Raw genomic sequence first — 21,473 nt, 5'->3', positions numbered from 1 at the left:
AGCCATGAGAATCATCGTGTATGTACTGCTCGCCTGTCAGGCGGCCGTCATCTACTATTGGATCAGCGATTGGCGCCAGCTTGTTACCCCAGTTGGCCTCTTCATATGGGGTGGCGCAATCGCTGTCAGCCTTGCCGTTCTTCGTATGGGGAGATCCATATCGCCAAGATGGCGAGGCATGCTGAAAATGATGACAGCAGGAGTCAGCTTGCTTGCCGTTGTTTCCCTGCTCATTGAATGGGCCACTCGTTCGATGCCATAGTCAAAATAGATGTTGAGGCCCGCAAAGTTGGTAAACACCTTCTTTGCGGGCCTATGAAGAATGCACCATTTAACAGGGCGGGCACTCTATATGCTGTGCCAAACGAGACGAGCTGCTAACGGCTTTGATGGACAGAATCGAACATCCCCGGTGCCAAACGGCGGCCAACAGCATACATGATCGGCGCGCCGATTGCCATGACGACAAACTCGCCGATGGCTGTCGTCAGCCATGTGAGCCAAAATGGGAAGCCGAGCGCCAGTTTCAGTTCGAGGGCGATGATGCCCATGGTGACAGTAAACGACAACGTATTGATCGCCATACGAGCCCAAACGTTCTCAATATAGCGCATAGAAACAATTGTGATGAGAAGCGCCAACACCGATTGGCCGACGCCAAATACAAGATCATACGCAACGATCGGTGAGAAAAATAAATTGGCGAAAAAGACGCCAAGCACGATGCCGATGGCGTATGTTTTGCGAAATACGACTAAGTGGTTTAATAGTTCTGATGCGCGAAACTGAATGTTCGTAAAGCCAAACGGCTGGATGAGCATCGTCACCGCTATATACACAGCGGCGATTAACCCGTTTGTTGCCAGCATTCGAACGTTCATGATGTTCTCTCTCCTCTTGTCAATGATGATATGATTGTAGCATGACCATCTCACAAACGGAAGGGCCGAGATAGATGGCTATTGAGGTCAACCAGCAAACAGGCAAGCTCGGCTCCGTCTGTGAGGTCGGAATCACGCCGCTGCCTCGGTTTGACGTCGTTTGGCGGACTGATGGCTCACCTTGGCTATTTTTCGGAATGGCCGGTGTGGGCAGTTGTTCTCGTTTCCCTCGTTGGCGTTGACTTCGCCTTTTGTTCGGTTGATATTTGATGTCTAACGGGCGGGCGTTCGGGGGTGTTCCCCCATCCGTCTAGGGACAGACGATCTTCTTGTTAACACAGACATATGTAAGTAGATGTTAAGGTCGATCAACAGCAAGGCGAGCCATGTGCCGACGGCCAAATGGATGATCGCCCAGGAAAGACGAATTTCTGTCGCAACGGTGATCACTCCGATCACTACTTGCAGCAGTCCGACTGCTGCAGCCAAAAGGAGTCGTCGCTCTAGCGGGCGCCCCCAGCGGCGCTTGTGCGCAACAAAAGCCGTCCAAATGGTATACAACACCGTCGCAGCAGCGGCGGTTCGATGGGCGGTTTGCCACATTTGGGCTTCATTGGACGGCCATAGTTGTTTTCCGCATGTCAGCCATCCGCATGACAGACCGTAATGTTGATGTTTCACATAGGCGCCAAGCAGCAACGTAGCTGCCAACAAAACGAAAAGAAGATGGATATGCCGTTTCGCCTCTATTCCAATAGATGTCCGCTTGACTGGTTGGTGCAGGTGTGGAGAATGATGAGCGCGCCGCCAAATCCAAAGGAGACAGCCTAAAAAGAGAAACGCGATGAAGAAATGAGTCGTGACGACGATAGGCGGGAGGTCAAACCAAACGACGAAAGCCCCTAGTATAATTTGGATGGCAAGCAAAACCGCAGCGGCCGCTGAAACAAAACGATCCGTTCCACTTCGGGAAGAGCGCCATAAGCGAAGGCAAAGCATCACCGTCAACAGCGCGAGCAAAGCGCCGATCAATCGATGGGCGTACTCGATCAGCGTCGCTCCTTTTAACACCGGGATGAGCACCCCGTTGCAAAGCGGCCAGTCGGGGCCACACCCCATTCCTGAATTCGAGGACGCTACATACCCGCCAAATACAATGAGAAAGTACGTCGTACATAGGGTCCAAAAAGCCAACGATTTCATCTCCATTCCCCCCTAACACCATTTCTCCCATTATAGCAAGTCCGCTGTCACATAACTGTGTACTCTATCACATCAGACAAAAAAATCCAAATTGTGAGAAAAATTGTCTGTTTTGTGATGAAGTTAACTGTGAGAAAACGCTACCATGCCCTATAGTGAAACTATCTTGACGAGGGAAAAGGGGGAATGGATAGCCATGTACCAACAAGCAGCGTGGGTCATCTCCGTTGTTTTCATCTTGTTTGTCATTTTCGTTTTTTTATACGTCGTCGCTCATTCCGGCCAGCGCGCCGAATATGAGCCAATTCAGAAAAAAGGCTATCGGATCCGGAATGTATGGTTTTTGGTCGTCATTGCGGCCATGGGTCTAGCGACGTTTTATACGCTGCGCGATTTGCCGTTTGAAAGGCCAGCGCATGCTGCCGATCCGACCGTTGTTCAAGTGGAAGCGCGGCAATTTGGTTTTGTATTAAGCCGAAATGAATTTCGTGTCGGTGAGCCGATCGCCTTTCAAGTGACGAGCGTAGATGTCAATCACGGAGTCGGCATTTATGATGAAAACATGGAACTGTTGGCCCAGACGCAAGCCATGCCGAAGTATACCAATACGATGTATTACACGTTTGAGAAGCCGGGGACGTATCAAGTACTTTGTTTAGAATATTGTGGCATCGGCCACCATGTGATGACGGCGACCATTACCGTCGTGCCGTCCCAAGAAGGGGAGGGGAAATAATGGAAGCGAACGTTCGGAAGATGACCGCCTTGTACATGTTCGTCAGCGGTATTGCGATTTTGCTTATGATGGTGCTTGGGCTGTTGATGTTGTTGGCACAAGGAAAGATGATTCCGCTTGGACAAGATACATTTTATGAAATGATGACCGCGCATGGCACGTTTATGGTTGGAGCGGCTGCGTTTGCTGCGTCGGCGGTTATGTGGTACTTTTTGCGCCAGTACGTCCGTTTATCGTTTCCGATTTTTGTGACCCATTTCGTGTTGTTTTTAACGGGGGCGGTGATGACAGCCATCAGTATTTTTGTCTTCCGTTTCGCTGGAGCATGGACGTTTTTGTACCCGTTGCCGGCGATGTCAGCCGGCATGTGGGGGAAAACAGGAGCGAGCCTGTACTTGATTGGCATGTTGCTGATTGGTGTCAGCTTTTTGCTTCTTTATCTTGATACGTCGCGAGCCATTATTCGCGAATACGGAAGCCTTGGTCACGGCCTTGGATGGCCGCAAATTCTCGGAAAAGTGAAAGGTTACGGTCCGCCGCCTACGGTAGTGGCGAGCACGATGGTTTCGATTGTCAATCTCGTTTCTTTAACGGTCGGGGCGAGCGTCCTAGTCATGAGCTTAATCAATTTGTTTCAACCATCGATTGAAATGGATCCGTTGCTGGCGAAAAACTTGATTTACGCCTTCGGACATATTTTCGCCAACTCGGTCATTTACATGGGAGTAATCGTTGTATATGAAATTTTGCCAAAATATACAAATCGTCCATGGAAATCATACAAAATTTTCCTTATTGCGTGGAACATGTCGACGTTGTTTACGATTATCGTTTATCCGCACCATTTATTGATGGACTTTGTCATGCCGAAATGGATGTTGATTATCGGACAAGTATTTTCCTATTTGAATGGCTTGCCAGTTTTGGTCGTGACCGCCTTTGGCGCGTTAATGATCGTCTATCGTTCCGGCATTGAATGGGATATGGCGTCAAGCTTCATCTTCCTTTCAATGTTCGGCTGGGTTGCGGGCGTTATACCGGCGATTGCGGATGCGACCATCGTCATCAACCATGTGATGCACAACACGAAATGGGTGCCAGGACATTTCCATATGTATATGGGAGTCGGCGCGGTTTCTATGTTATTCGGTTTTATGTATTATTTCATTCGCGGAAATGAGCGAAAAATCGGCTATGCGGATATGGTCAGCTTCTGGGTGTATACGGTTTTCTTCCTCAGTTTATGCGGCACGTTCTTGCTTTCCGGTAAAGTGAGTGCACCGCGGCGGTGGGCTGTGCATTTTCCGGAATGGGTCCCGTATGACCGCATGGGAGCAGTGTTTGCCGTTGTCATTATCGCCGCGGTCACGGTGTTCCTTTACCGCTTTTTCGTTTCCGTGATCATCGTTCAGGCAAAGCAAAATATTGAGGTGGGGCCGCGTGCGTAACACCATAGCAATTGTCCTCACCCTTGTTTTTGGGTTTGGACTTCTATGGCACGGGACGGACGGGTTTCGCGCGTTTACGAGCGAAACCGCCCGTCGTCTTGCTATCTTGCAAGAGCCAAAACTGCTTCCGGCCGTTCAGTTGGAGGATCAAAACGGTCATACGTTTTCTTGGCAAGATCAGCGCGGCCAATGGGTTTTAGCCACTTTTATATATACAAGGTGCAGCGATGTGTGCCCGGTTGTTGAGATGAACTTGCGCCGCATTTATGATGCCATTCGCCAGTCTCCGCATAGTCATCGTCTTTCGTTTTTAAGTATTAGTTTCGACAGCCAAAACGATACCCCGGAGATGTTGATGCATCACGCCCATCATTATGGGGCAGATGGCGTCACTTGGCGTATGGCTCGTGTACCAAACGAGCGGGAACTTCAACGGCTATTAAACATGATGGGAGTCATTGTGATCCCCGATGGAAAAGGCGGGTATGAACATAACGCGGCGTTTTATTTGCTCGACAAAAAAAGGCGGCTCGTCCGCATTTTTGATTACAACAATCCGCAAGCGGTCATCGCTGAACTGAATCACCTGCTGGCCAAAGAGGCGTCCTCTAAGGTGGTGAAAAAGTGAGTGGAAAACGATATGCAGTTGGCGGGGCTTTCTTCATGGCGATACTCGTGCTGCCGCCGGTGTTGCGTTGGATGGAATCATCAATGATTGGCGTCATGCTCGGGCAAATTCCCGTGCTGGTGGTAGCCGGCTGGCTGTTTGGTTTCGCGTTGCCCCGCCGTTTCATCGAATGGCTCAACTGTTGGAACGAAAACGGCTTGCCTGGATTACTGTTGGCCATCAGCGTCCTCACTTTTTGGCTATTGCCGCGTTCGGTAGATGCTTCGTTGAACGAACCGTTGCTACGGCTTGCCAAATGGATGATGTTGCCGCTACTTGTAGGGATGCCGCTATCGTTAAGCTGGAAACGGCTTCACCCGATCGCCCGCGGCATCGTTCATACGAACGCGATTTCGATGCTCGTTGTCATGGGCTGGTTGTATTTATCTGTGCCAGTACGTGTGTGCAACAGCTACTTGCTCAGCCAACAAAATGCACTCGGCCGCATGATGATCGCGTTAGCCATCGTGCTCGCTGCTTTTTGGTCGCTGCGCCTGTTCGTTGCTACAACGCCAAATGAACCAACGACTCGCTAAGATAAATGAATCATTCCCTTTTGTTGGTGAACTCAGATTGACAGACATGCAGACGGATCTTTGTCATGAAGATTCGTCTGTTTTTTGTATCCTCTCCTTTTCGTTTGGGCGAAAAGAAGGATTTTTCATCGCCATGTCAAATACTTTTACCGATATTGGGGAAATGCGCTTGCTTCCGCTGCATGAACGCTAGATTTGGTTGGCAAGAAGGGGCATTCAAGTTAGATGATGCGGGTAAAAGAAGCGACAGTCCGTGCTTCTTTAAGCCGAGGTGGACGTTTGTCGAAGAAGGATAGCGAAAAGGGGAGGATAAAAGACAGATGAAGTGGCTATGGATGCTGATGGCTCTAGCGGCCGGGATGGCCGTCTCCATACAGGCAGGGGTGAACGGCGGCCTTGGCAGGCGGGTCGGGGTGTTGGAAGGGTCGTTCGTTTCATTTTTCATCGGAACGATCGTTTTATTTTTAGTGCAATTGTTTTTCGGAAAAGGCGAGTTGCTGGCCATGTTTTCTGTGCCGAAATGGCAGCTGCTGGGCGGCATTCTCGGCGCCTTTTACGTATTTGTCATCGTGCTGATCGTTCCGAAAGTTGGCGTGGCCAATTCGTTGATTGCCGTGATCGCCGGACAGCTTGTGATGAGTTCGATGATTGACCATTTTGGTTTGTTCGGCGGACAGCGCATTCCGTTTGATCTGACGCGCCTAGCCGCCCTAGGCTTTCTATTTTTGGCGCTTTGGCTTTTTTTCCGTAAATGAACATAAGTGGCCCAGTTTCGTTTAGTTTTCATGGATTCGCTCATACTAACAAAGGTCATCTATCATCGAAGAAAGGAAAGCGGATCCGTTATGAGAAAAGCTCTGTCCATATACATGAGCGATTTGAAGCAGCTGACGACCAATTGGGCCGCGGCTGTATTGGCTGCCGGACTGATCGTTCTCCCATCGCTTTATGCATGGATCAATGTGGAGGCCTCATTGGATCCTTATGATAATACGGTGAACTTGCGCGTTGGTGTCGTCAATGAAGACCGTGGAGCGGAATTAGCCGGCCATCGATTCCATGCCGGTAAAGAAATCATCAACGCACTTCGAAACAACCATCGCCTCGGTTGGCAGTTTGTCACAAAGGCCAAAGGAATGGAGGGCGTACGAAAAGGGGACTATTTTGCGACGATCGTCATCCCCGAGGATTTTTCCGCCAACTTGGCGACCATTGTCCGCGACCGGCCAAAGCGAGCTGTGATTCATTACTATGAAAACGACAAACGAAACGCCATCGTACCGAAAATTACTGAACGCGGGGTCAGCACGCTGTCGGCGCAAGTCGGGGATGAGTTTACAGCGATTGTCAACACAGTGCTGTTTTCCTTATTCCATGAAGCAGGAGTGACGCTTGAGCAACAGCTCCCGGATATTCGTCATTTTGAAACGCTATTGTTTCGACTGCAAAACGATTTGCCGACAATTGAGAGGCAGCTCGATAAAGCCAGTCGTGACGCTGCACAGGCAAGGCAGTTCATCCAACGAGCAGAACAGCTGTTGCCGAAAGCGGAACAGGTAGTCAATCAAGGGAGAGAGTGGCTGGATGGGGCGGGACGTTTTTTTGCTCAAACAAAGGAAACTCCCCGGCTGTTTATGGCACCGACTGAAGCGTGGCTGCGCACTCTTGAAGAGCTCACTGTTTCGTTGGAACAGTGGGCAGCTGCCCCGCCTCGTTCTGATGATGATTTCGAACGGTGGGCAGCAACCGGCAAGGCAATAGCAACAGATGGCGAACAGCTTTTGTCCCAGTTGGACGATGCACTGCATCGGCTAGAAGGAGCTGCGGATATCGATCGCCCTGCTCATCTAAGGAATGCGCTGATTCGTTTGCGTCAGACGTTTGCGGACATGCAAGACATGGCAATGAGACCGGCTGGGCAATCATTTGAAACGATAGTTGAACATGTTCAAACGCAAGCTGCGGCTGTGGACGCTGCTGTGAAAGGCGTTCGGCAAGCATACGAACAACAGGCGTTGCCGCTCATCCAAACGAAATGGGCGGAAATGGCGCCGCTCTTTCAGCAGACGAAGCAAAGACTTGAAAACATGGCTGGAGTCATTTCTCGACTTGAACGTCTATTTACGAACGCCGACCGTGACCTTAAGGCAACCGAACAGTGGTTGACGGCGGCAAAAACGGAGTATCCGTTTCTTGCCCGCCATGTTAGCGAATTGACGGCGTTAGTCGCCAAAATGAAATCAGAAACGGACATCAATGAACTCATCCACTTATTGAAACAAGATCCGCAGGCGAAAGGTGCCTTTTTAGCCCATCCGGTCGATGTCAAAACTTATCGTCTCTTTCCGCTGCCGAACTATGGATCGGGCATGAATCCGTTTTATACGGTGCTAGCGATTTGGGTTGGAGGGTTGTTGCTTGTTTCAGTGCTAGTGATTGACCCATTTAGAGAAAACGGCAATACGGCACGAGCGATGTATATCGGCCGACTGCTCACATTTTGGACGCTCAATCTATTGCAGGCGTTTGTCGTTACGGTTGGTGCAGCCATGTTTTTGCCTCACATTTTCATTCGTGATCCGCACTGGTTTGTGATGTTCGGCCTGCTGGCCGGCATGGTATTTACGGTCATTATTTTTACTTTGGTGTCTTTGTTTGGCAATGTGGGAAAAGCGATGGCGATTATCCTGCTTGTCTTGCAAATCGCTGGAGCAGGGGGAACGTACCCTGTTGAGCTGATTCCCCCATTTTTTCGCCTGTTGAATCCTTGGTTGCCGTTTACGTACGCAATTGATTTGATGCGCGAGGCGGTTGGTGGCATCGTATGGGAAAACGTGAGGCGCGATGTGGTGCGACTCTGTTTGTTCGCGGTCGCAGCGCTTTTAGCCGGCCTGTCGTTCCAAGCTCCGCTTAGCCGATGGATGCGGGTGTTCAAAGAAAAAGTCGCTGAGAGTAAGTTGTTTCATTGAGTGCCTGCTGCCCGCGTCCATGCGGTCGAACCGGAACATACAGGCGTCTTATATCGGTTTGCCAAACAGCGGGTTCCTGCTGCCGCACTGTAAAGGCTGGTGATTGGATGAGGAATACGGATCAAAAAGACAGCTTCTGCAATGGAAAGGTTCACCTTCGCTTCCTTTGAAAACCGCTGTACGGCAGGGAATGATCGTTTTTCACTAGCCTGATGAGAAAAACCCCTATTTTCCTTTGGAAATGTTTGCTACAATACAAATGGGAATGAACGTCTTTATCGCCAACCGGGCAGCCCGCGGGCGGGAGCATCACTTTTCACTTCTTGACGGCTGCCTAATGGCCTGATGCATTTGATTTCGCCGCTTGTTGGAATCCAAACGTGGCGGGCGGCTAAAAGGGGAGAGAATCGTGTCAGTTTATCGACTGCTTGGCCTTGCTCTCATTTTCTTTGGCATTTCCTTGTTTGTTGAGCGCGTTTGGTGGGCCGGCGCGGTTTGCCTATTGATTGGCGGGGCCATGATCTTGATGCACCGGCCGCGGCGAAACCGTATGGCGGAAACAACAGAAGCTGAAAAGATGCTTGATGTTCGCAGCAAAGAACGTAGGGAAGAATCGATTCCACTTCGTCCAAGCGGCAAAAAGGGAAGTCGCCCCGTGCGCTGAAGCCTGAATGACACTAGCAAATGTTACGAATTTAGCATTGGGATGAAAGATTGAAGCCAATGCACAATCAAGAGATGGAACGGTTAAACAAATGAGAATGAGGGATTTAAACAGAAAAAAGCGCCTTAGACCGGGCGCACAGCACGACTAGCACCAAGTAGGGGGCCCCCTCGAACGTGTTGTGAAATTTGAGACAGCGCCCATGTAAAGGCAATTGGAAACACTTGATTTCACACAAAAATCCCGTGGCTTTATCCATTGGGAGGTTCAGACTCGATAAAGGAGAGGGGAACGATGACGTCCATTATTCGTATGAACGATGTCTCGTGGGTGCGGGGAGGGCGCACGATTTTACACGGGGTTAACTGGGAAGTGAAAGAGGGAGAACAATGGGCCATTCTTGGTTTAAACGGCTCGGGGAAAACGTCGCTTCTCAATATCGTCACTGGTTATCAATACCCGACGCGCGGTGAGGTGGAAGTTTTAGGCTATCGATTTGGGCAGGTGAGCCTGCCGGAGTTGCGCCGGCAGATCGGGTTTGTGAGCAGTTCACTGGATCAGTTTCATGAAACTTTGCAAGCCGAGACGGTCGAAGATATCATTGTGAGCGGCAAGTTTGCCACGATCGGCTTGTATGATGCCGTCACTGATGATGATCGGAGCATGGCGGAATCGTTCATCGAATCGTTCCGCCTTGAAGCCCTCAAAGGGAAACGGTATGCGACGCTGTCGCAAGGGGAAAAGCGAAAAACATTGATCGCCCGGGCGCTGATGGCGAATCCAAAGCTGTTGATCTTGGACGAGCCGACCGTCGGCCTAGATTTATTGGCGCGCGAAGAGATGCTTTCTTTGATCGAACAAATCATCGCTCGGCCGTGCCATGTGTTATACGTCACCCATTATATTGAAGAGATTGTGGAATCGATCACCCATGTGTTGCTCTTGCAAGACGGCCGCATCGCTGCCGCCGGCCGAAAAGAGGATGTGTTGACCGATGAGCGGCTCTCAGAGGCGTTTCGCCTCCATATCCGCGTTCATTGGGAAAACGGGCGGCCTTGGGTGTCCGTGCGCCGCTAAACCGGCCGATTCCATCATGGTGGGTTCAGTGTAAACAGACCGTGCCTCCGAGGAGATCGGCCGCTATGTTTGTGCAAACCGCCAATCCCTCTTGGCCAAGGTAGCGGCCGACCGTGCGGTTGCTCATAGTACTGTCATGTCAATCAGCATAGCCCCTTCAACACAAAGAGGATGTCCGAAAGACAGCGCGACATCCTCTTTGTGACTGTGACAGAAGGCGCTATGTCCTAACGCTTCAAAACGCCCGGTCAGCAGGTGGAAAATCGATATCGTCCGCATCTGCCTCTTGGCGACCGTCAGCTGGCGTGATTTCAATGACCGGCGGCCGCCCGTTTTCAAAGCCGCGGGCGATATCGCGAATCGGACTCATTTCATCAGGAACGCCTGTTCCTGGAGTGTAGCGCGGACAGCCAAACGTAGCGCCTGATTCATCCCAGCGATCCATCATGCCAATGCACCTCCATTTTTAGTATCGCTGTTTCCCGACAGGATACGAATGGCAATGTCCTCCTCTCCGCCCAGCTCTTTTCGGAGCGGCAACCGTCGTCTGAGGCATACTATAAACGACAAGGCTTATGGGCAACGTAATGGTCGACTCGGAAGACACGCGTTATAAATGATGGCGGATTTGGCGACGTCAATGCAGAATGCAAGGGCGTAGCAATGTCGCTTGTGTTCCAGCGTTTTTGGCGGAATGTGTAGAGCTTGGCTCCACAAGGTAGCCCCAATTGGATCACATTGCGCACTTCGCTGAATCTGGCAGCGCCGCAGCTGTAGTGGATGCGGTGCTACACTAGGCGAACGAACATCCGTCGACCGACTCCCTCGATTTCATGGATTGGGGTGGAACATGAGCGGACATAAACGTCAATGATCATCAAAGCAAGGGGAAGAAAGGCGGTGTAGGGATGGTATGGGTCATCAAAGCGAAGCATGAGAGTGAAGATGGGAAGACCACTGCACTCGAACTGGAAAGCGAGGATGGTTGGCTTGACGCCAACGTCCGTTGGGACGGATGCATGGAAATTCATTTGTACTCGGTTACCGAGGAAGGACGTGAATGGAGCGATACGTTCCGCACGTGCGATTTGCAAGGGTTGATTGAACAACTGCAATCGCTTGATGCGCTCTGCCAATCATTTTTCGAGTCTCAAGACAACTGGGGAGAGGACAAAGGACGCACCGATGACGGTGCGGATGATCTCATCGATCGATGAACGGAAAGCCCATATCGCGGCTTCCCCTCTTTTTGATGGTTCTCGCTTTCTTGCTTGCGATTCAAGCGTCCTTTCCGCGAAGCGAGCGGGTGATCATCGCCTCCGTTTCTCCTTTTACTGTGCTCGGAAGCGGAGGCTTCTCAATGAGGAGGACAAAAGGATTTAAAATATTCTAAATATATTGTATAATAAAAGAAACAACATACTGACCAGTTAGTATACATTGTTTTGAAAGCGGGTGTAAAAAGAGTGGAAAGGAGGGAGAAACGTGAGGTTGAACGGAAAAGCCGCCATTGTCACCGGCGGCGCCAGCGGCATCGGCCGGGCGACGGCGGTACGGTTTGCGGCTGAGGGGGCGAAAGTCGCTGTGAGCGATATTGATGAGGCAGGTGGAGAGGAGACGGTTCGTCTCATTCGGGAACGCGGAGGCGAAGCCATTTTTGTCAAGACGGATGTGTCCGATTCCAAGGGGGTGAACGATCTTGTTCAAACAACAGTCAATGCGTTTGGGGGCCTACATATTCTTTTTAACAACGCGGGCATCGGCCATTCGGAAGTGCGGAGCACCGATTTGTCCGAAGAAGAGTGGGATCGGGTCATCGACGTCAACTTGAAAGGGGTGTTCCTTGGCATCAAATACGCAGTGCCAGCCATGAAAACATCAGGTGGTGGGGCGATTGTCAATACATCGAGCTTGCTTGGAATGAAAGGAAAAAAATATGAATCGGCTTATAACGCTTCCAAGGCCGGTGTCATTTTGTTAACGAAAAATGCAGCGCTCGAATACGGCAAGTTCAATATTCGCGTCAACGCCGTCGCCCCAGGCGTCATTGACACAAATATTATCACGCCTTGGAAACAAGATGCGCGCAAATGGCCGATCATCTCGAAAGCGAACGCCCTCGGCCGCATCGGAACACCGGAAGAAGTGGCGAACGCTGTGTTGTTTTTGGCATCCGATGAGGCGTCCTTTATCACCGGAGCGACGTTGTCGGTCGACGGCGGTGGACTGACGTTTTAGAAGTGGGAAGGCTTATGAGAGCAACGACTGTATTTGAAATAGGTCCTGTGTGATCGAGGGAACAAAAGAGAAAGGGAGAGGAAAACGGTGCGTTTTTCGAATACAGTAGCAGTGGTCACGGGAGGGGGAAGCGGCATTGGCCGGGCGACGGCTATCCGCTTGGCTCAAGAAGGAGCGCACGTCGTGCTTGTTGGCCGCACCGCCGCCAAACTGGAAGAAACGGTACAAGAAATCGCGCGTCTCGGGGCGCCGGCGGCTGCAGACTGGTTTGCGGCCGATGTCACTGATCGCGAACAAGTGAAAGCGTTAGCCGAGTATGTGGAAAGCCGATACGGCGACTTGCATGTGCTTATCAATAATGCTGGCATTTCGACCCATACGAAATGGCTCGAGCTCACGGAACAAGAGTGGGATGATGTGCAACGCGTCAATATCAAAAGCGTCTTTCTCGTATCACAAACGCTCGCGCCGCTGATGATCGAAGGGGCGAAGAGGGAGCGCGTCAACCGGGCGATTGTCAATGTCGCATCGCTGTCCGGACATCAGGCAGGAGCGCACATTCCGCACTACAGTGCCGCCAAAGCCGGTGTGATCAACTTGACGAAATCGCTCGCCTTGGAGCTGGCTCCATACGGCATTCGCGTCAATTCCGTTTCACCCGGCTTTGTCGAGACGCCGCTCACGGAGCAGGGCCTGCAAAACGAGCGGTTTGTTAAAGCCATTGAGCGCAACACCGCCTTAGGCCGGGTGGGGACGCCGGAAGAGATTGCAAGCGTTATTGCGTTTCTTGCCTCTTCGGAAGCATCGTACATGACCGGCTCCGATGTGTTGGTCGATGGCGGTTGGCTCATTAAATAGCAATCATGTTCATTGGAAATGAAAGAAGGAAAGGAAGAGGGACATGGAAACCATGCATTTGCTTGTGGAACAGTCCGGCTCGGTCTTATGGCTGACATTGAACCGTCCGGAGCGGCTCAATGCCTTCAGTCCGGAGATGATCGCTGGACTGACTCGTGCAATCGAACGCGCTGCGATGGACGACGCTGTTCGAGCGATCGTTCTATCCGGTGCCGGCCGGGCATTCAGCGCCGGCGGTGACGTCAAAGCAATGGGGCAGTCGAGCGCCTCGCAGGCGTATGAGCATATCGGCCGCCTTAATCGGCTCATTATGACGATGAAATCATGTGAAAAACCAATCATTGCTGCTGTGCATGGCGTGGCGGCTGGGGCAGGGTTCAATTTGGCACTGGCTTGCGATCTCATTTTGGCCGCCGAAGATAGTCAATTCATTTTGAGCTTTGCGAATGTCGGCCTTGTCTCCGACGGCGGTGGTTCGTATTGGTTGCCGCGGCTTGTCGGCCCTCATTTGGCCAAGCAATTTTTCTTCACCGCCGAGCCGATTTCGGCCCACCGTCTGTATGAAATCGGTGTGTTAAGCAAGATCGTTCCGGCCGAAGAGTTGCGCGAGGCGGTGGAAGCGCTCGCTGCCAAACTGGCCGCTAGACCGACAAAAGCGATCGGCAAACAAAAACGGCTGATCGAGCACGCTTTGACGGCGACGCTCGAAGAAATTCTCGAAGAAGAGCGGCTCATCCAAGGATTGATGGTCGAAACGGACGACCATCGCGAAGGGGTGGCGGCGTTTAAAGAGAAGCGAAAGCCGGTGTTTCAGGGAAAATAATCAGCAGTGAGAAACATGGTAACCGGTCTTATTCATATGGGATCTCGACATCTTGATGCCTAAGTGTGAAGCTTCTTGAAATGACATCAGCCCCTCCGTCGTGACGCAATGGGCGAGAGGGGCTTTTGTTCCGTTGATTTTAGAGCACCCTAGTTTGTGCTAGGTCGTTTTCGGCCAATAACTGTTTGACATCGGCGATCAATTCGTCAACGTGGTCATACGGCGCGTCTAGCTGCAGCATTTTCCGCAACATCGCTCGGGCTTTCGGGGATAAGTCGAGCTCTTCTTCCCAGCTTTTTTCGTCCTCACTTGTCGGTTCGTAAGCGGAATATAAGAGGAATAACGTGAAATGACCGAGCGCATAAAAGTCGCTTCGCGGGTGTGGTTCGCGCCGCAGCCGCTTTTCAAGCGGATCGTCATCGCGCAAATCTACTCGTTCACCCATGCGGCACGCCAACCCGAAGTCGATAATGGCTACCGTCCCATGGCGCCAAATGATGTTGGGGATGCGTAAATCGCGGTGGACGATGTCCGAAGCGTGAATATACCGCACGACGTCAAGCACATCGAGCAACAATCGAAACGCCGCTTGTTCCGTGTACGTGATCCCGAGCCCGAAAATTTGATCTTCTACCGTCTGCCCGTCGATATAGTCCATGACAAGATGCGGCTGTCCGCCTTCGATAAACGTATCGTATCGTGCCGGAATTTGTGGATGACGTAAACGCGATAGCACGTCCGCTTCACGTTGAAGCAGACGGCGGCCGTCTTCCCCTTTTGTCCGCCGCGCCTGTTTAATGACGACAAGACGTCCGGTGTCGCGATCACGTCCTTTGTAGGCGATGCCGTAGCTCCCCATTCCGAGTTCTTCGATGATTTCATAGCGGCCAAAAAGCACCTTCCCGCTCCGGTGCGGGCGGTCAATCCAGCGGGCGATGAACGGATGGCGGTCAATGAATCGCTTCATCAGCTGCCAAAAAAGCTCGAGAAAAAGCTGCCGCTATGATGTTTCTTTTTGTAATGGTAATGGCCGTACTGGGACGGGTGCTTATAAGAATAAGATTTCGGCATATGGTAATCGCTGCTGCTGTAATGTTTCTTATAGTACCAGGAGTGATGGTTCTGCCCCAAAAGCCCCTTTAACAACTTCTTGAACATCATGATCGCTCCTTTGCGGTAGATTTACTTATATATACGGAGTGAAGAGAAAGAAGGTTTCAGATTCAGCGATACAAAGAAACCGCCAGAGTCATAGCTTCTGGCGGTTGACAGTGATTATTCCTTTTTTTCAAGTGCCTGTTTGAGCAGCTCTCCTAAGCTTGTGCCAAACGATTCATTGGACGGGCTGTATTTTTTGAGCAACGCCCGCTCCGTTCCTTTCGCGGATGTGCGTTTCGTTTCTTCCGCTTTTTCTACAATGTTGCATGGGCGGCACTGGAAATAGAGCCCGGCCTTTCCTTCATGCATTTCCATGCGTCGGTGGCATTGCGGGCAACGGCGATTCGACAACTTCGGATCACGTCTCCGGCGGTAGCGGCATTCCAAGTTGGAACAGACGAGCATCCGTCCGTCTTTCGTTTTCCGCTCTTTTAAGAGTGAACCGCATTCCGGACAGGTGAGATTCGTGAGGTTTGGCGCTTTGTACGTCTGTTCACTCTGCTTGATTTCAGTGACGAGCTGCTCCGTTTGTCGGCGGATGTTAGCCAAAAATTGTTTTGGATTTCCTTTTCCACGAGCGATCGCCTCGAGCTCACGCTCCCAGCGGGCGGTCAACTCCGGCGATTTCAGTTCCTCGTTGACCAGTTCGATCAACTGTTTTCCCTTTTTCGTCGGATAAAAGCGTCCGTCTTTCCGCTCGACCACTTCCGTTTCGACGAGCCGCTCGATGATGTCCGCTCTTGTTGCCGGTGTGCCGAGTCCATATCTCTCCATTTGTGCAAGCAAATCGGCTTCTGAGTAACGGGACGGCGGTTCGGTGAACGATTGTTCCATCTCCAGTTGTACCGATGCGAGCGTCTGGCCTTCCGATAGATGTAACAACGTTGGTTTCGCTTCTGTTTCTTCTTTGCCAAGAACGGCTTTAAACCCTGCGTTCACGACCGCCGTCTCCCGGGCGACAAACGTTTCGTCGCCGATCTCGAAGACGACGGTTGCCGTTTCGTATTCATACGGTGGGTAAAACAGTGCCAAAAAGCGGCGGGCAATCATGTCATACAGCTTGCGTTCATCCACCGACAGCTTCGCGAGGTCCAATCGTTCATCGGTCGGAATGATGGCGTGGTGATCGGTCACTTTGTCATCTTGGAACACCCGGTTGGCTGCCTTGACGTTCTTTTTGGTGAGCAGGGAGGAGATCACGTCTTCATAGCCTGGCTTCATCGCCAAAAGCCGATCGGTCATCGTCGCTTTCATATCGCTTGGCAAATAGCGTGAATCCGTGCGCGGGTACGTAACGAGCTTGTGCTGTTCATATAGCCGCTGCAATACCGAGAGCGTTTTTTTCGCCGAAAAGCCAAACCGCTTGTTCGCCTCCCGCTGCAACTCGGTTAAATCATACGGCAACGGGACCGGTTCACTTTTCCGCTTCCGCTTGACCGATGTAACACGCGCCGGCTGGCCTTTGAGGCGAGTCATCAGCTCATTGGCTTCGTCTTTGTCAAACAGCCGTTTCCCACCGTGCCGTTCCCATACCGCAGTGACAGAACCGATGCGGGCGTGAATCGTCCAATACGGAACGGGAACGAACGATTGAATCTCCCGTTCGCGTTCGATGATCATCGCGAGCGTCGGCGTTTGCACACGCCCGGCTGAGAGCGGATCGTTGTATTTCGTCGTCAAGGCGCGGGTCACGTTCAACCCGATCAGCCAGTCCGCTTCGGCGCGGCAGATGGCTGATTCATACAGCCGGTCAAACTGCGTCCCGGGTTTTAACTGGCGAAAACCGTCGCGAATGGCTTGATCGGTTTGCGATGAAATCCATAAACGCCAAATCGGCTTCTTCCAGTCGATTTTTTGCAAAATCCAACGCGCGACCAGCTCCCCTTCGCGGCCGGCGTCGGTCGCAATAATGCAATCTTTCACATCGCGGCGTTTGGCTAAACGTTCAATGGCGCGAAACTGGTGGCTCGTTTGCCGGATCACTTTCAAGCCCATTTTTTTCGGAATGATCGGCAAGTCCTCGAGCCGCCACGTTTCATATTTCCGGTCATAGTCTTCGGGCATTTTGAGTTCAACCAAATGCCCAAGCGCCCATGTGACGATGTAGCGCGGCCCTTCCAAGTATGATTTATGTGTTTTTTTGCAGCCGAGCACGCGGGCGATGTCACGGGCGACGCTCGGCTTTTCCGCTAAAACGAGCGATTTCATAAAAAAACTCCTTTCTGTCGTCTCCCACTAGGTGCGGTCTGTTTATTAGTATAATGGAAGAAAGAAAAAGACGCACCCGCTAGGCTTGACCCTGAGCGAAAAGGAACAACGGTGGCGGCATGAAGATCTACTTAGGAAGAGCGATGATGCACAGCATCGTTCATTGAGTGCATTGCGTGGAGAATCCGAATGAATGCGGTTTTCCTCTTCGCTTGACCACTCACAACCGGCTCCATCGTATGCTCACCAGACTTCTAGAAGAACGGTGATAGAATAAAGAGAAGCATGTTGAATGAAAAAACGTCGTCAAACCAGCCTTTCCTCATATTCAAAGACGGGGACCGGACGGATATCACGGTTTTTTCCCATTCTTTTCGACCATATCCATACTTTCTGCACATTTTCAAGATAAAATAGCAAAATTGGAACAATCATACGGATTTGATCGATAAGGAGAGAAACACGTTCAAAAATCCCGTCTGTGCCTTTTCCGTGGCGAATGTTACATGTCATGATGCGCAGTTTCATCGGTGATCTTCCCTTCCTTTCACGCTCCATTTTGATCATCATGGACGCATCTTAGTCAGAAGGAAGAAGATAAAAAGTTGTCACTCCTTTTGGATACACTCTCCATCATTTTCGTTTATGATGAGGAAGAGGGGCATACCTATGAAAAAAGTGGCGGGAGGCTTGTTGGCTATCGTGTTGGCGCTAAGGACAGGAACGGATTGTCTTGGCCAACACAAACGGTCTGCTCATGTTTGACTAAATGCCCCTCATATGAAAAGCATGCATCCGAACTTGTCGGAGCGACAGTTGCTAGATATGTATAACGTCTACCACAAAAGAAGCGACTTGCATCGCAAGGTAGCGGATCCATGAAAGAAAGGATAGAGGAAACGCCGTCTCCATCATCCGACGCTTATCGAAGTGTTTTTTTGTTACGAAAAGAAGATAACGTGTTGTAACTATATACCCCCTTCGGGTATAATGTATATAGACTAAAAAGAAGAGGTGAATAAGATGACTCACCCGTCACAAGAAGAACATGTGCTTCATGGAACGATGATCCCGCGTACGAAAGAGGAAATCGAAAACATTATGAAACGGCTAAAACGCATCGAAGGACAAGTGCGCGGGGTGCAGAAAATGGTGGAAGACAATCGCTATTGTATTGATATTTTAGTCCAAATTTCCGCCATCCAAGCGGCGCTGCGCCAAGTGGGGATGCAACTGCTTGAACGCCATGCGAATCATTGCGTAGCAAAAGCGATCCGTGAAGGAAGCGGCGAACAATCGCTCCGCGAGTTGATGGATGTGATCAAACAGTTTGCAAAATAAGGGAGGGTTGACCGATGGGAGAGCCAAAAACGGTGACGCTCCGCATCACCGGCATGACGTGCGCCGCCTGCTCGAACCGGATCGAAAAAGTGTTGAACAAACTAGACGGGGTCAAGGCGAACGTCAACTTGGCGATGGAAAGGGCGACGATTCAATATGATCCTGAAAAACAGCGCCTTAAGGATATTGAAACGAAAATTGAGCAATTAGGTTATGGCGTGGCGAAGGAAAAAGTGACGCTCGATATTGCCGGCATGACGTGTGCGGCGTGCGCGACGCGGATTGAAAAAGGGTTAAAACGAATGGACGGCATTACCGCGGCGACGGTCAACTTAGCGACGAACAGCGCTGTCGTTGAATACGAAGAAGGTGTGTTGTCCATCGAGGATATCCTAAAGAAAATCGAGCGGCTTGGCTACAAAGGACGCCTCCGTGAGGAGCGGTCGGGCGTTCGCAATGAAGACGAATGGAAACAAAAGCGGCGCCGACTCGTTTTGTCAACGGTGTTCTCACTGCCGCTGTTGTATACGATGATCGCCCATTTGCCATTCGATCTCGGTCTGCCGATGCCGCATGGGCTGATGAATCCGTGGGTGCAGCTTCTGCTGGCCACTCCGGTGCAGTTTTACATCGGCGGCCCGTTTTATCTCGGTGCGTACCGGGCGTTGCGCAACAAGAGCGCGAACATGGACGTTCTTGTCGCTCTCGGCACGTCAGCGGCCTATGTTTACAGCTTGTATGAGGCGCTCAAAACGTTGGCTGTCCCAGGCTATGCGCCAAGATTGTATTTTGAAACAAGCGCAGTGTTGATTACGCTTGTTTTGGTTGGCAAATATGTTGAGGCGCTCGCCAAAGGGCGGACGACGGAAGCGATTTCGAAACTGTTGAGCCTGCAGGCGAAAGAGGCGACGGTCATCCGCAACGGAAGCGAACAAAAGGTGCCGCTCGAACAAGTTGTTGTTGGCGATACGATCATCGTTCGGCCGGGGGAAAAAATTCCGGTGGACGGAACGGTCATTGCTGGAGCCTCGTCGGTCGACGAGTCGATGATTACGGGTGAATCGATTCCGGTCGATAAAAAAGAAGGCGATTCCGTCATTGGTGCGACGATCAACCAAAACGGCGTTTTGACCATCCGAGCCGAAAAAGTCGGGAAAGATACAGCGCTCGCCCACATCGTCCGCATCGTCGAGGAAGCGCAAGGGTCAAAAGCGCCGATTCAGCGGATGGCTGATGTCATCTCCGGCATTTTTGTCCCGATTGTTGTCGCCATCGCGACCGTTTCGTTTCTTGTTTGGTACTTGATCGTGGTGCCAGGCGATGTCACCGCCGCCCTTGAAGCGGCCATCGCCGTGTTGGTTATCGCCTGCCCGTGCGCGCTCGGCTTGGCGACACCGACATCGATTATGGTTGGAACCGGCAAAGGGGCGGAGTACGGCATTCTCTTTAAAGGAGGTGAGTACTTAGAGAGAACGCAGCAAATCGAAGCGGTGTTGCTTGATAAGACAGGAACGGTGACAAAAGGCAAACCGGAAGTGACCGATGTGATCACGCTCCGGGAAGACATGCTTGCCTACGCCGTTTCGGCCGAGAGCGCTTCGGAACATCCGTTGGCGCAAGCGATCGTTGCGTATGGAAAAGAAAAAGGAATTGCGCCAAAGCCGCTCCGCCGTTTCTCGGCCATGGCCGGGCATGGCATTGAAGCGGTGGTGGATGACCAATCCGTGTTGGTCGGCACGCGCAAGCTCATGACCGACCGTTCGATTGATGTAGCGAGCGCAGAGGAACGAATGGCGGCGTTGGAAGCACAAGGAAAAACGGCGATGCTTGTCGCCATTAACGGAGAGCTGGCCGGTTTAATCGCCGTCGCCGATACGGTGAAAGAGAGCTCGAAACGAGCCATTCAGACGTTAACGCAAATGGGGATTGATGTGTACATGGTGACCGGCGACAACCGCCGCACCGCGGCAGCGATCGCCAGCCAAGTTGGCATTCGTCATGTGTATGCGGAAGTGCTGCCGGAAGAAAAAGCGAACATCGTCGCCAAGCTGCAGCAACAAGGAAAGCGGGTGGCGATGGTCGGCGACGGCATTAATGACGCTCCGGCCTTGGCGAAAGCCGATATCGGCATGGCGATCGGCACCGGCACCGATGTGGCCATTGAAACGGCCGACGTGACGCTTGTCGGCGGTGATTTGGCTCATATTCCGCAGGCGATCGAGTTGAGCCGGAAAACGATGAGAAACATCCGCCAAAACTTGTTTTGGGCGTTGGTTTACAACACGATCGGCATCCCGGTCGCTGCCGCCGGCTTATTAGAACCATGGATCGCCGGTGCGGCGATGGCGTTTAGCTCCGTATCGGTCGTTGCGAATGCGCTTCGTCTGAAACGGGTGAAACTATCACAATAACGGGAGGAAAAAACGATGACGATCACTTTACACGTGCAAGGAATGACATGCGGCCATTGCAAAGCCGCCGTCACGAACACCTTACAACAGCTCGATGGCGTCCGCCGGGTCGACGTCCATTTGGAACAAGGGACGGTCGACGTCGAGTACGATGAGGCGAAAGTGACCGTGGATCAGTTGAAAGCCGCGATTGAAGATCAAGGATATGATGTCGTCTAACGATTGGGCATTCCCTCTCCTTTGAGGGAATGCTTT

General features: G+C 51.5%; 24 protein-coding genes. 17 read left to right on the top strand and 7 right to left on the bottom strand.

From position 1 onward, the window contains the following. Nucleotides 1-4 precede the first annotated feature (4 nt). On the top strand, nt 5-262 hold the full coding sequence (locus tag DSM465_RS0105045; RefSeq protein WP_029760798.1) for a hypothetical protein: 258 nt from the start codon (nt 5-7) through the stop codon (nt 260-262). A gap of 115 nt (nt 263-377) precedes the next feature. Here the strand turns inward: DSM465_RS0105045 and DSM465_RS0105040 are convergent, their stop codons facing one another. Continuing rightward, entirely contained in the window at nt 378-881 is a 504-nt protein-coding gene (locus DSM465_RS0105040; protein WP_008879190.1) for a QueT transporter family protein, read from the bottom strand. A 120-nt stretch (nt 882-1,001) separates the two neighbouring features. On the opposite strand from DSM465_RS0105040, the gene DSM465_RS19400 reads away from it, so the two are divergent. Then, nucleotides 1,002-1,151: a hypothetical protein gene (locus DSM465_RS19400; protein ID WP_155121001.1), complete on the top strand. Its 150-nt coding sequence runs from the start codon at nt 1,002-1,004 to the stop codon at nt 1,149-1,151. 3 nt (nt 1,152-1,154) lie between these two features. Here DSM465_RS19400 and DSM465_RS0105035 read toward each other — a convergent pair whose 3' ends face one another. Then, nucleotides 1,155-2,084, bottom strand: a complete 930-nt coding sequence (locus DSM465_RS0105035) for a COX15/CtaA family protein (protein ID WP_051358514.1) — start codon at nt 2,082-2,084, stop codon at nt 1,155-1,157. Nucleotides 2,085-2,280: 196 nt separating this feature from the next. On the opposite strand from DSM465_RS0105035, the gene DSM465_RS0105030 reads away from it, so the two are divergent. From DSM465_RS0105030 to DSM465_RS0104990, 8 genes are all read left to right on the top strand, one after another. Continuing rightward, on the top strand, nt 2,281-2,820 hold the full coding sequence (locus DSM465_RS0105030; protein ID WP_029760796.1) for a cupredoxin domain-containing protein: 540 nt from the start codon (nt 2,281-2,283) through the stop codon (nt 2,818-2,820). Then, nucleotides 2,820-4,268, top strand: coding sequence for a cbb3-type cytochrome c oxidase subunit I (locus DSM465_RS0105025; RefSeq protein ID WP_029760795.1), 1,449 nt, complete (start codon nt 2,820-2,822; stop codon nt 4,266-4,268). The genes DSM465_RS0105030 and DSM465_RS0105025 overlap by 1 nt, the downstream gene beginning before the upstream one ends. Next, nucleotides 4,261-4,896, top strand: a complete 636-nt coding sequence (locus tag DSM465_RS0105020) for an SCO family protein (RefSeq protein ID WP_008879186.1) — start codon at nt 4,261-4,263, stop codon at nt 4,894-4,896. Before DSM465_RS0105025 ends, DSM465_RS0105020 begins: the two co-directional genes overlap by 8 nt. Then, entirely contained in the window at nt 4,893-5,471 is a 579-nt protein-coding gene (locus DSM465_RS0105015) for a hypothetical protein (RefSeq protein ID WP_008879185.1), read from the top strand. Before DSM465_RS0105020 ends, DSM465_RS0105015 begins: the two co-directional genes overlap by 4 nt. 320 nt (nt 5,472-5,791) lie before the next feature. Further along, nucleotides 5,792-6,226 (top strand): DMT family transporter, encoded by a 435-nt coding sequence (locus DSM465_RS0105005; protein WP_008879184.1) that lies wholly within the window; start codon nt 5,792-5,794, stop codon nt 6,224-6,226. Nucleotides 6,227-6,316: 90 nt separating this feature from the next. Further along, nucleotides 6,317-8,440, top strand: a complete 2,124-nt coding sequence (locus tag DSM465_RS0105000; protein WP_008879183.1) for a YhgE/Pip domain-containing protein — start codon at nt 6,317-6,319, stop codon at nt 8,438-8,440. Nucleotides 8,441-8,849: 409 nt separating this feature from the next. Then, nucleotides 8,850-9,104 (top strand): hypothetical protein, encoded by a 255-nt coding sequence (locus tag DSM465_RS0104995; RefSeq protein ID WP_008879182.1) that lies wholly within the window; start codon nt 8,850-8,852, stop codon nt 9,102-9,104. Nucleotides 9,105-9,398: 294 nt separating this feature from the next. Further along, on the top strand, nt 9,399-10,181 hold the full coding sequence (locus DSM465_RS0104990) for an ABC transporter ATP-binding protein (protein WP_029760794.1): 783 nt from the start codon (nt 9,399-9,401) through the stop codon (nt 10,179-10,181). A 235-nt stretch (nt 10,182-10,416) separates the two neighbouring features. Here the strand turns inward: DSM465_RS0104990 and DSM465_RS0104985 are convergent, their stop codons facing one another. Further along, entirely contained in the window at nt 10,417-10,629 is a 213-nt protein-coding gene (locus DSM465_RS0104985; RefSeq protein WP_008879180.1) for a hypothetical protein, read from the bottom strand. 460 nt (nt 10,630-11,089) lie between these two features. On the opposite strand from DSM465_RS0104985, the gene DSM465_RS0104980 reads away from it, so the two are divergent. From DSM465_RS0104980 to DSM465_RS0104965, 4 genes are all read left to right on the top strand, one after another. Then, the gene (locus DSM465_RS0104980) at nt 11,090-11,398 is read left to right on the top strand and encodes a hypothetical protein (RefSeq protein ID WP_029760793.1); all 309 of its coding nucleotides are present in this window, start codon (nt 11,090-11,092) and stop codon (nt 11,396-11,398) included. Nucleotides 11,399-11,666: 268 nt separating this feature from the next. After that, nucleotides 11,667-12,419, top strand: a complete 753-nt coding sequence (locus tag DSM465_RS0104975) for an SDR family NAD(P)-dependent oxidoreductase (RefSeq protein WP_029760792.1) — start codon at nt 11,667-11,669, stop codon at nt 12,417-12,419. An 87-nt stretch (nt 12,420-12,506) separates the two neighbouring features. After that, nucleotides 12,507-13,277 carry an SDR family NAD(P)-dependent oxidoreductase gene (locus DSM465_RS0104970; protein WP_029760791.1) on the top strand — a complete coding sequence of 257 codons (771 nt, stop codon included), beginning with the start codon at nt 12,507-12,509 and terminating at the stop codon, nt 13,275-13,277. A 43-nt stretch (nt 13,278-13,320) separates the two neighbouring features. Next, nucleotides 13,321-14,100 (top strand): enoyl-CoA hydratase/isomerase family protein, encoded by a 780-nt coding sequence (locus tag DSM465_RS0104965; RefSeq protein WP_029760790.1) that lies wholly within the window; start codon nt 13,321-13,323, stop codon nt 14,098-14,100. A 139-nt stretch (nt 14,101-14,239) separates the two neighbouring features. Here the strand turns inward: DSM465_RS0104965 and DSM465_RS0104960 are convergent, their stop codons facing one another. From DSM465_RS0104960 to DSM465_RS0104945, 4 genes are all read right to left on the bottom strand, one after another. Then, entirely contained in the window at nt 14,240-15,067 is an 828-nt protein-coding gene (locus tag DSM465_RS0104960) for a serine/threonine protein kinase (protein ID WP_029760789.1), read from the bottom strand. Continuing rightward, a complete protein-coding gene (locus DSM465_RS19815; RefSeq protein ID WP_029760787.1) occupies nt 15,067-15,258 on the bottom strand; it encodes a hypothetical protein in 192 nt (63 codons plus the stop codon). The genes DSM465_RS0104960 and DSM465_RS19815 overlap by 1 nt, the downstream gene beginning before the upstream one ends. 117 nt (nt 15,259-15,375) lie before the next feature. Next, on the bottom strand, nt 15,376-17,466 hold the full coding sequence (locus DSM465_RS0104950) for a DNA topoisomerase III (RefSeq protein ID WP_008879173.1): 2,091 nt from the start codon (nt 17,464-17,466) through the stop codon (nt 15,376-15,378). A 306-nt stretch (nt 17,467-17,772) separates the two neighbouring features. After that, entirely contained in the window at nt 17,773-17,994 is a 222-nt protein-coding gene (locus DSM465_RS0104945) for a hypothetical protein (RefSeq protein WP_230459231.1), read from the bottom strand. A 495-nt stretch (nt 17,995-18,489) separates the two neighbouring features. Here DSM465_RS0104945 and DSM465_RS0104935 point away from each other — a divergent pair, with 495 nt between their 5' ends. Genes DSM465_RS0104935 through copZ form a run of 3 tightly spaced genes read left to right on the top strand, consistent with a single transcriptional unit; the run spans nt 18,490 to nt 21,437 of the window. Next, the gene (locus DSM465_RS0104935; RefSeq protein WP_008879170.1) at nt 18,490-18,807 is read left to right on the top strand and encodes a metal-sensing transcriptional repressor; all 318 of its coding nucleotides are present in this window, start codon (nt 18,490-18,492) and stop codon (nt 18,805-18,807) included. Between the two features lie 14 nt (nt 18,808-18,821). Then, nucleotides 18,822-21,218 (top strand): heavy metal translocating P-type ATPase, encoded by a 2,397-nt coding sequence (locus DSM465_RS0104930; RefSeq protein ID WP_029760786.1) that lies wholly within the window; start codon nt 18,822-18,824, stop codon nt 21,216-21,218. A 15-nt stretch (nt 21,219-21,233) separates the two neighbouring features. Next, nucleotides 21,234-21,437 carry a copper chaperone CopZ gene (gene copZ / locus DSM465_RS0104925; protein WP_008879168.1) on the top strand — a complete coding sequence of 68 codons (204 nt, stop codon included), beginning with the start codon at nt 21,234-21,236 and terminating at the stop codon, nt 21,435-21,437. Nucleotides 21,438-21,473 lie beyond the last annotated feature (36 nt).

Source organism: Geobacillus thermodenitrificans subsp. thermodenitrificans DSM 465 (genome assembly GCF_000496575.1).
GTDB classification, from domain to species: Bacteria; Bacillota; Bacilli; order Bacillales; family Anoxybacillaceae; genus Geobacillus; species Geobacillus thermodenitrificans.
This window is presented reverse-complemented; position numbering and strand designations above follow the sequence as displayed.

Bases quoted from the DNA above. Each gene is read 5' to 3' on its own strand.
- DSM465_RS0105005 (WP_008879184.1), top strand. From the start codon at position 5,792: ATGAAGTGGCTATGGATGCTGATGGCTCTAGCGGCCGGGATGGCCGTC.
- DSM465_RS0104980 (WP_029760793.1), top strand. From the start codon at position 11,090: ATGGTATGGGTCATCAAAGCGAAGCATGAGAGTGAAGATGGGAAGACC.
- DSM465_RS0104990 (WP_029760794.1), top strand. From the start codon at position 9,399: ATGACGTCCATTATTCGTATGAACGATGTCTCGTGGGTGCGGGGAGGG.
- DSM465_RS0105000 (WP_008879183.1), top strand. From the start codon at position 6,317: ATGAGAAAAGCTCTGTCCATATACATGAGCGATTTGAAGCAGCTGACG.
- DSM465_RS0104945 (WP_230459231.1), bottom strand. From the start codon at position 17,994: ATGAAACTGCGCATCATGACATGTAACATTCGCCACGGAAAAGGCACA.
- DSM465_RS0105025 (WP_029760795.1), top strand. From the start codon at position 2,820: ATGGAAGCGAACGTTCGGAAGATGACCGCCTTGTACATGTTCGTCAGC.
- DSM465_RS0104930 (WP_029760786.1), top strand. From the start codon at position 18,822: ATGGGAGAGCCAAAAACGGTGACGCTCCGCATCACCGGCATGACGTGC.
- DSM465_RS0105035 (WP_051358514.1), bottom strand. From the start codon at position 2,084: ATGAAATCGTTGGCTTTTTGGACCCTATGTACGACGTACTTTCTCATT.
- DSM465_RS19815 (WP_029760787.1), bottom strand. From the start codon at position 15,258: ATGTTCAAGAAGTTGTTAAAGGGGCTTTTGGGGCAGAACCATCACTCC.
- DSM465_RS0105045 (WP_029760798.1), top strand. From the start codon at position 5: ATGAGAATCATCGTGTATGTACTGCTCGCCTGTCAGGCGGCCGTCATC.
- DSM465_RS0104935 (WP_008879170.1), top strand. From the start codon at position 18,490: ATGACTCACCCGTCACAAGAAGAACATGTGCTTCATGGAACGATGATC.
- DSM465_RS0104985 (WP_008879180.1), bottom strand. From the start codon at position 10,629: ATGATGGATCGCTGGGATGAATCAGGCGCTACGTTTGGCTGTCCGCGC.
- DSM465_RS0104965 (WP_029760790.1), top strand. From the start codon at position 13,321: ATGGAAACCATGCATTTGCTTGTGGAACAGTCCGGCTCGGTCTTATGG.
- DSM465_RS0104960 (WP_029760789.1), bottom strand. From the start codon at position 15,067: ATGAAGCGATTCATTGACCGCCATCCGTTCATCGCCCGCTGGATTGAC.
- DSM465_RS0105030 (WP_029760796.1), top strand. From the start codon at position 2,281: ATGTACCAACAAGCAGCGTGGGTCATCTCCGTTGTTTTCATCTTGTTT.
- copZ (WP_008879168.1), top strand. From the start codon at position 21,234: ATGACGATCACTTTACACGTGCAAGGAATGACATGCGGCCATTGCAAA.
- DSM465_RS0105040 (WP_008879190.1), bottom strand. From the start codon at position 881: ATGAACGTTCGAATGCTGGCAACAAACGGGTTAATCGCCGCTGTGTAT.
- DSM465_RS0104950 (WP_008879173.1), bottom strand. From the start codon at position 17,466: ATGAAATCGCTCGTTTTAGCGGAAAAGCCGAGCGTCGCCCGTGACATC.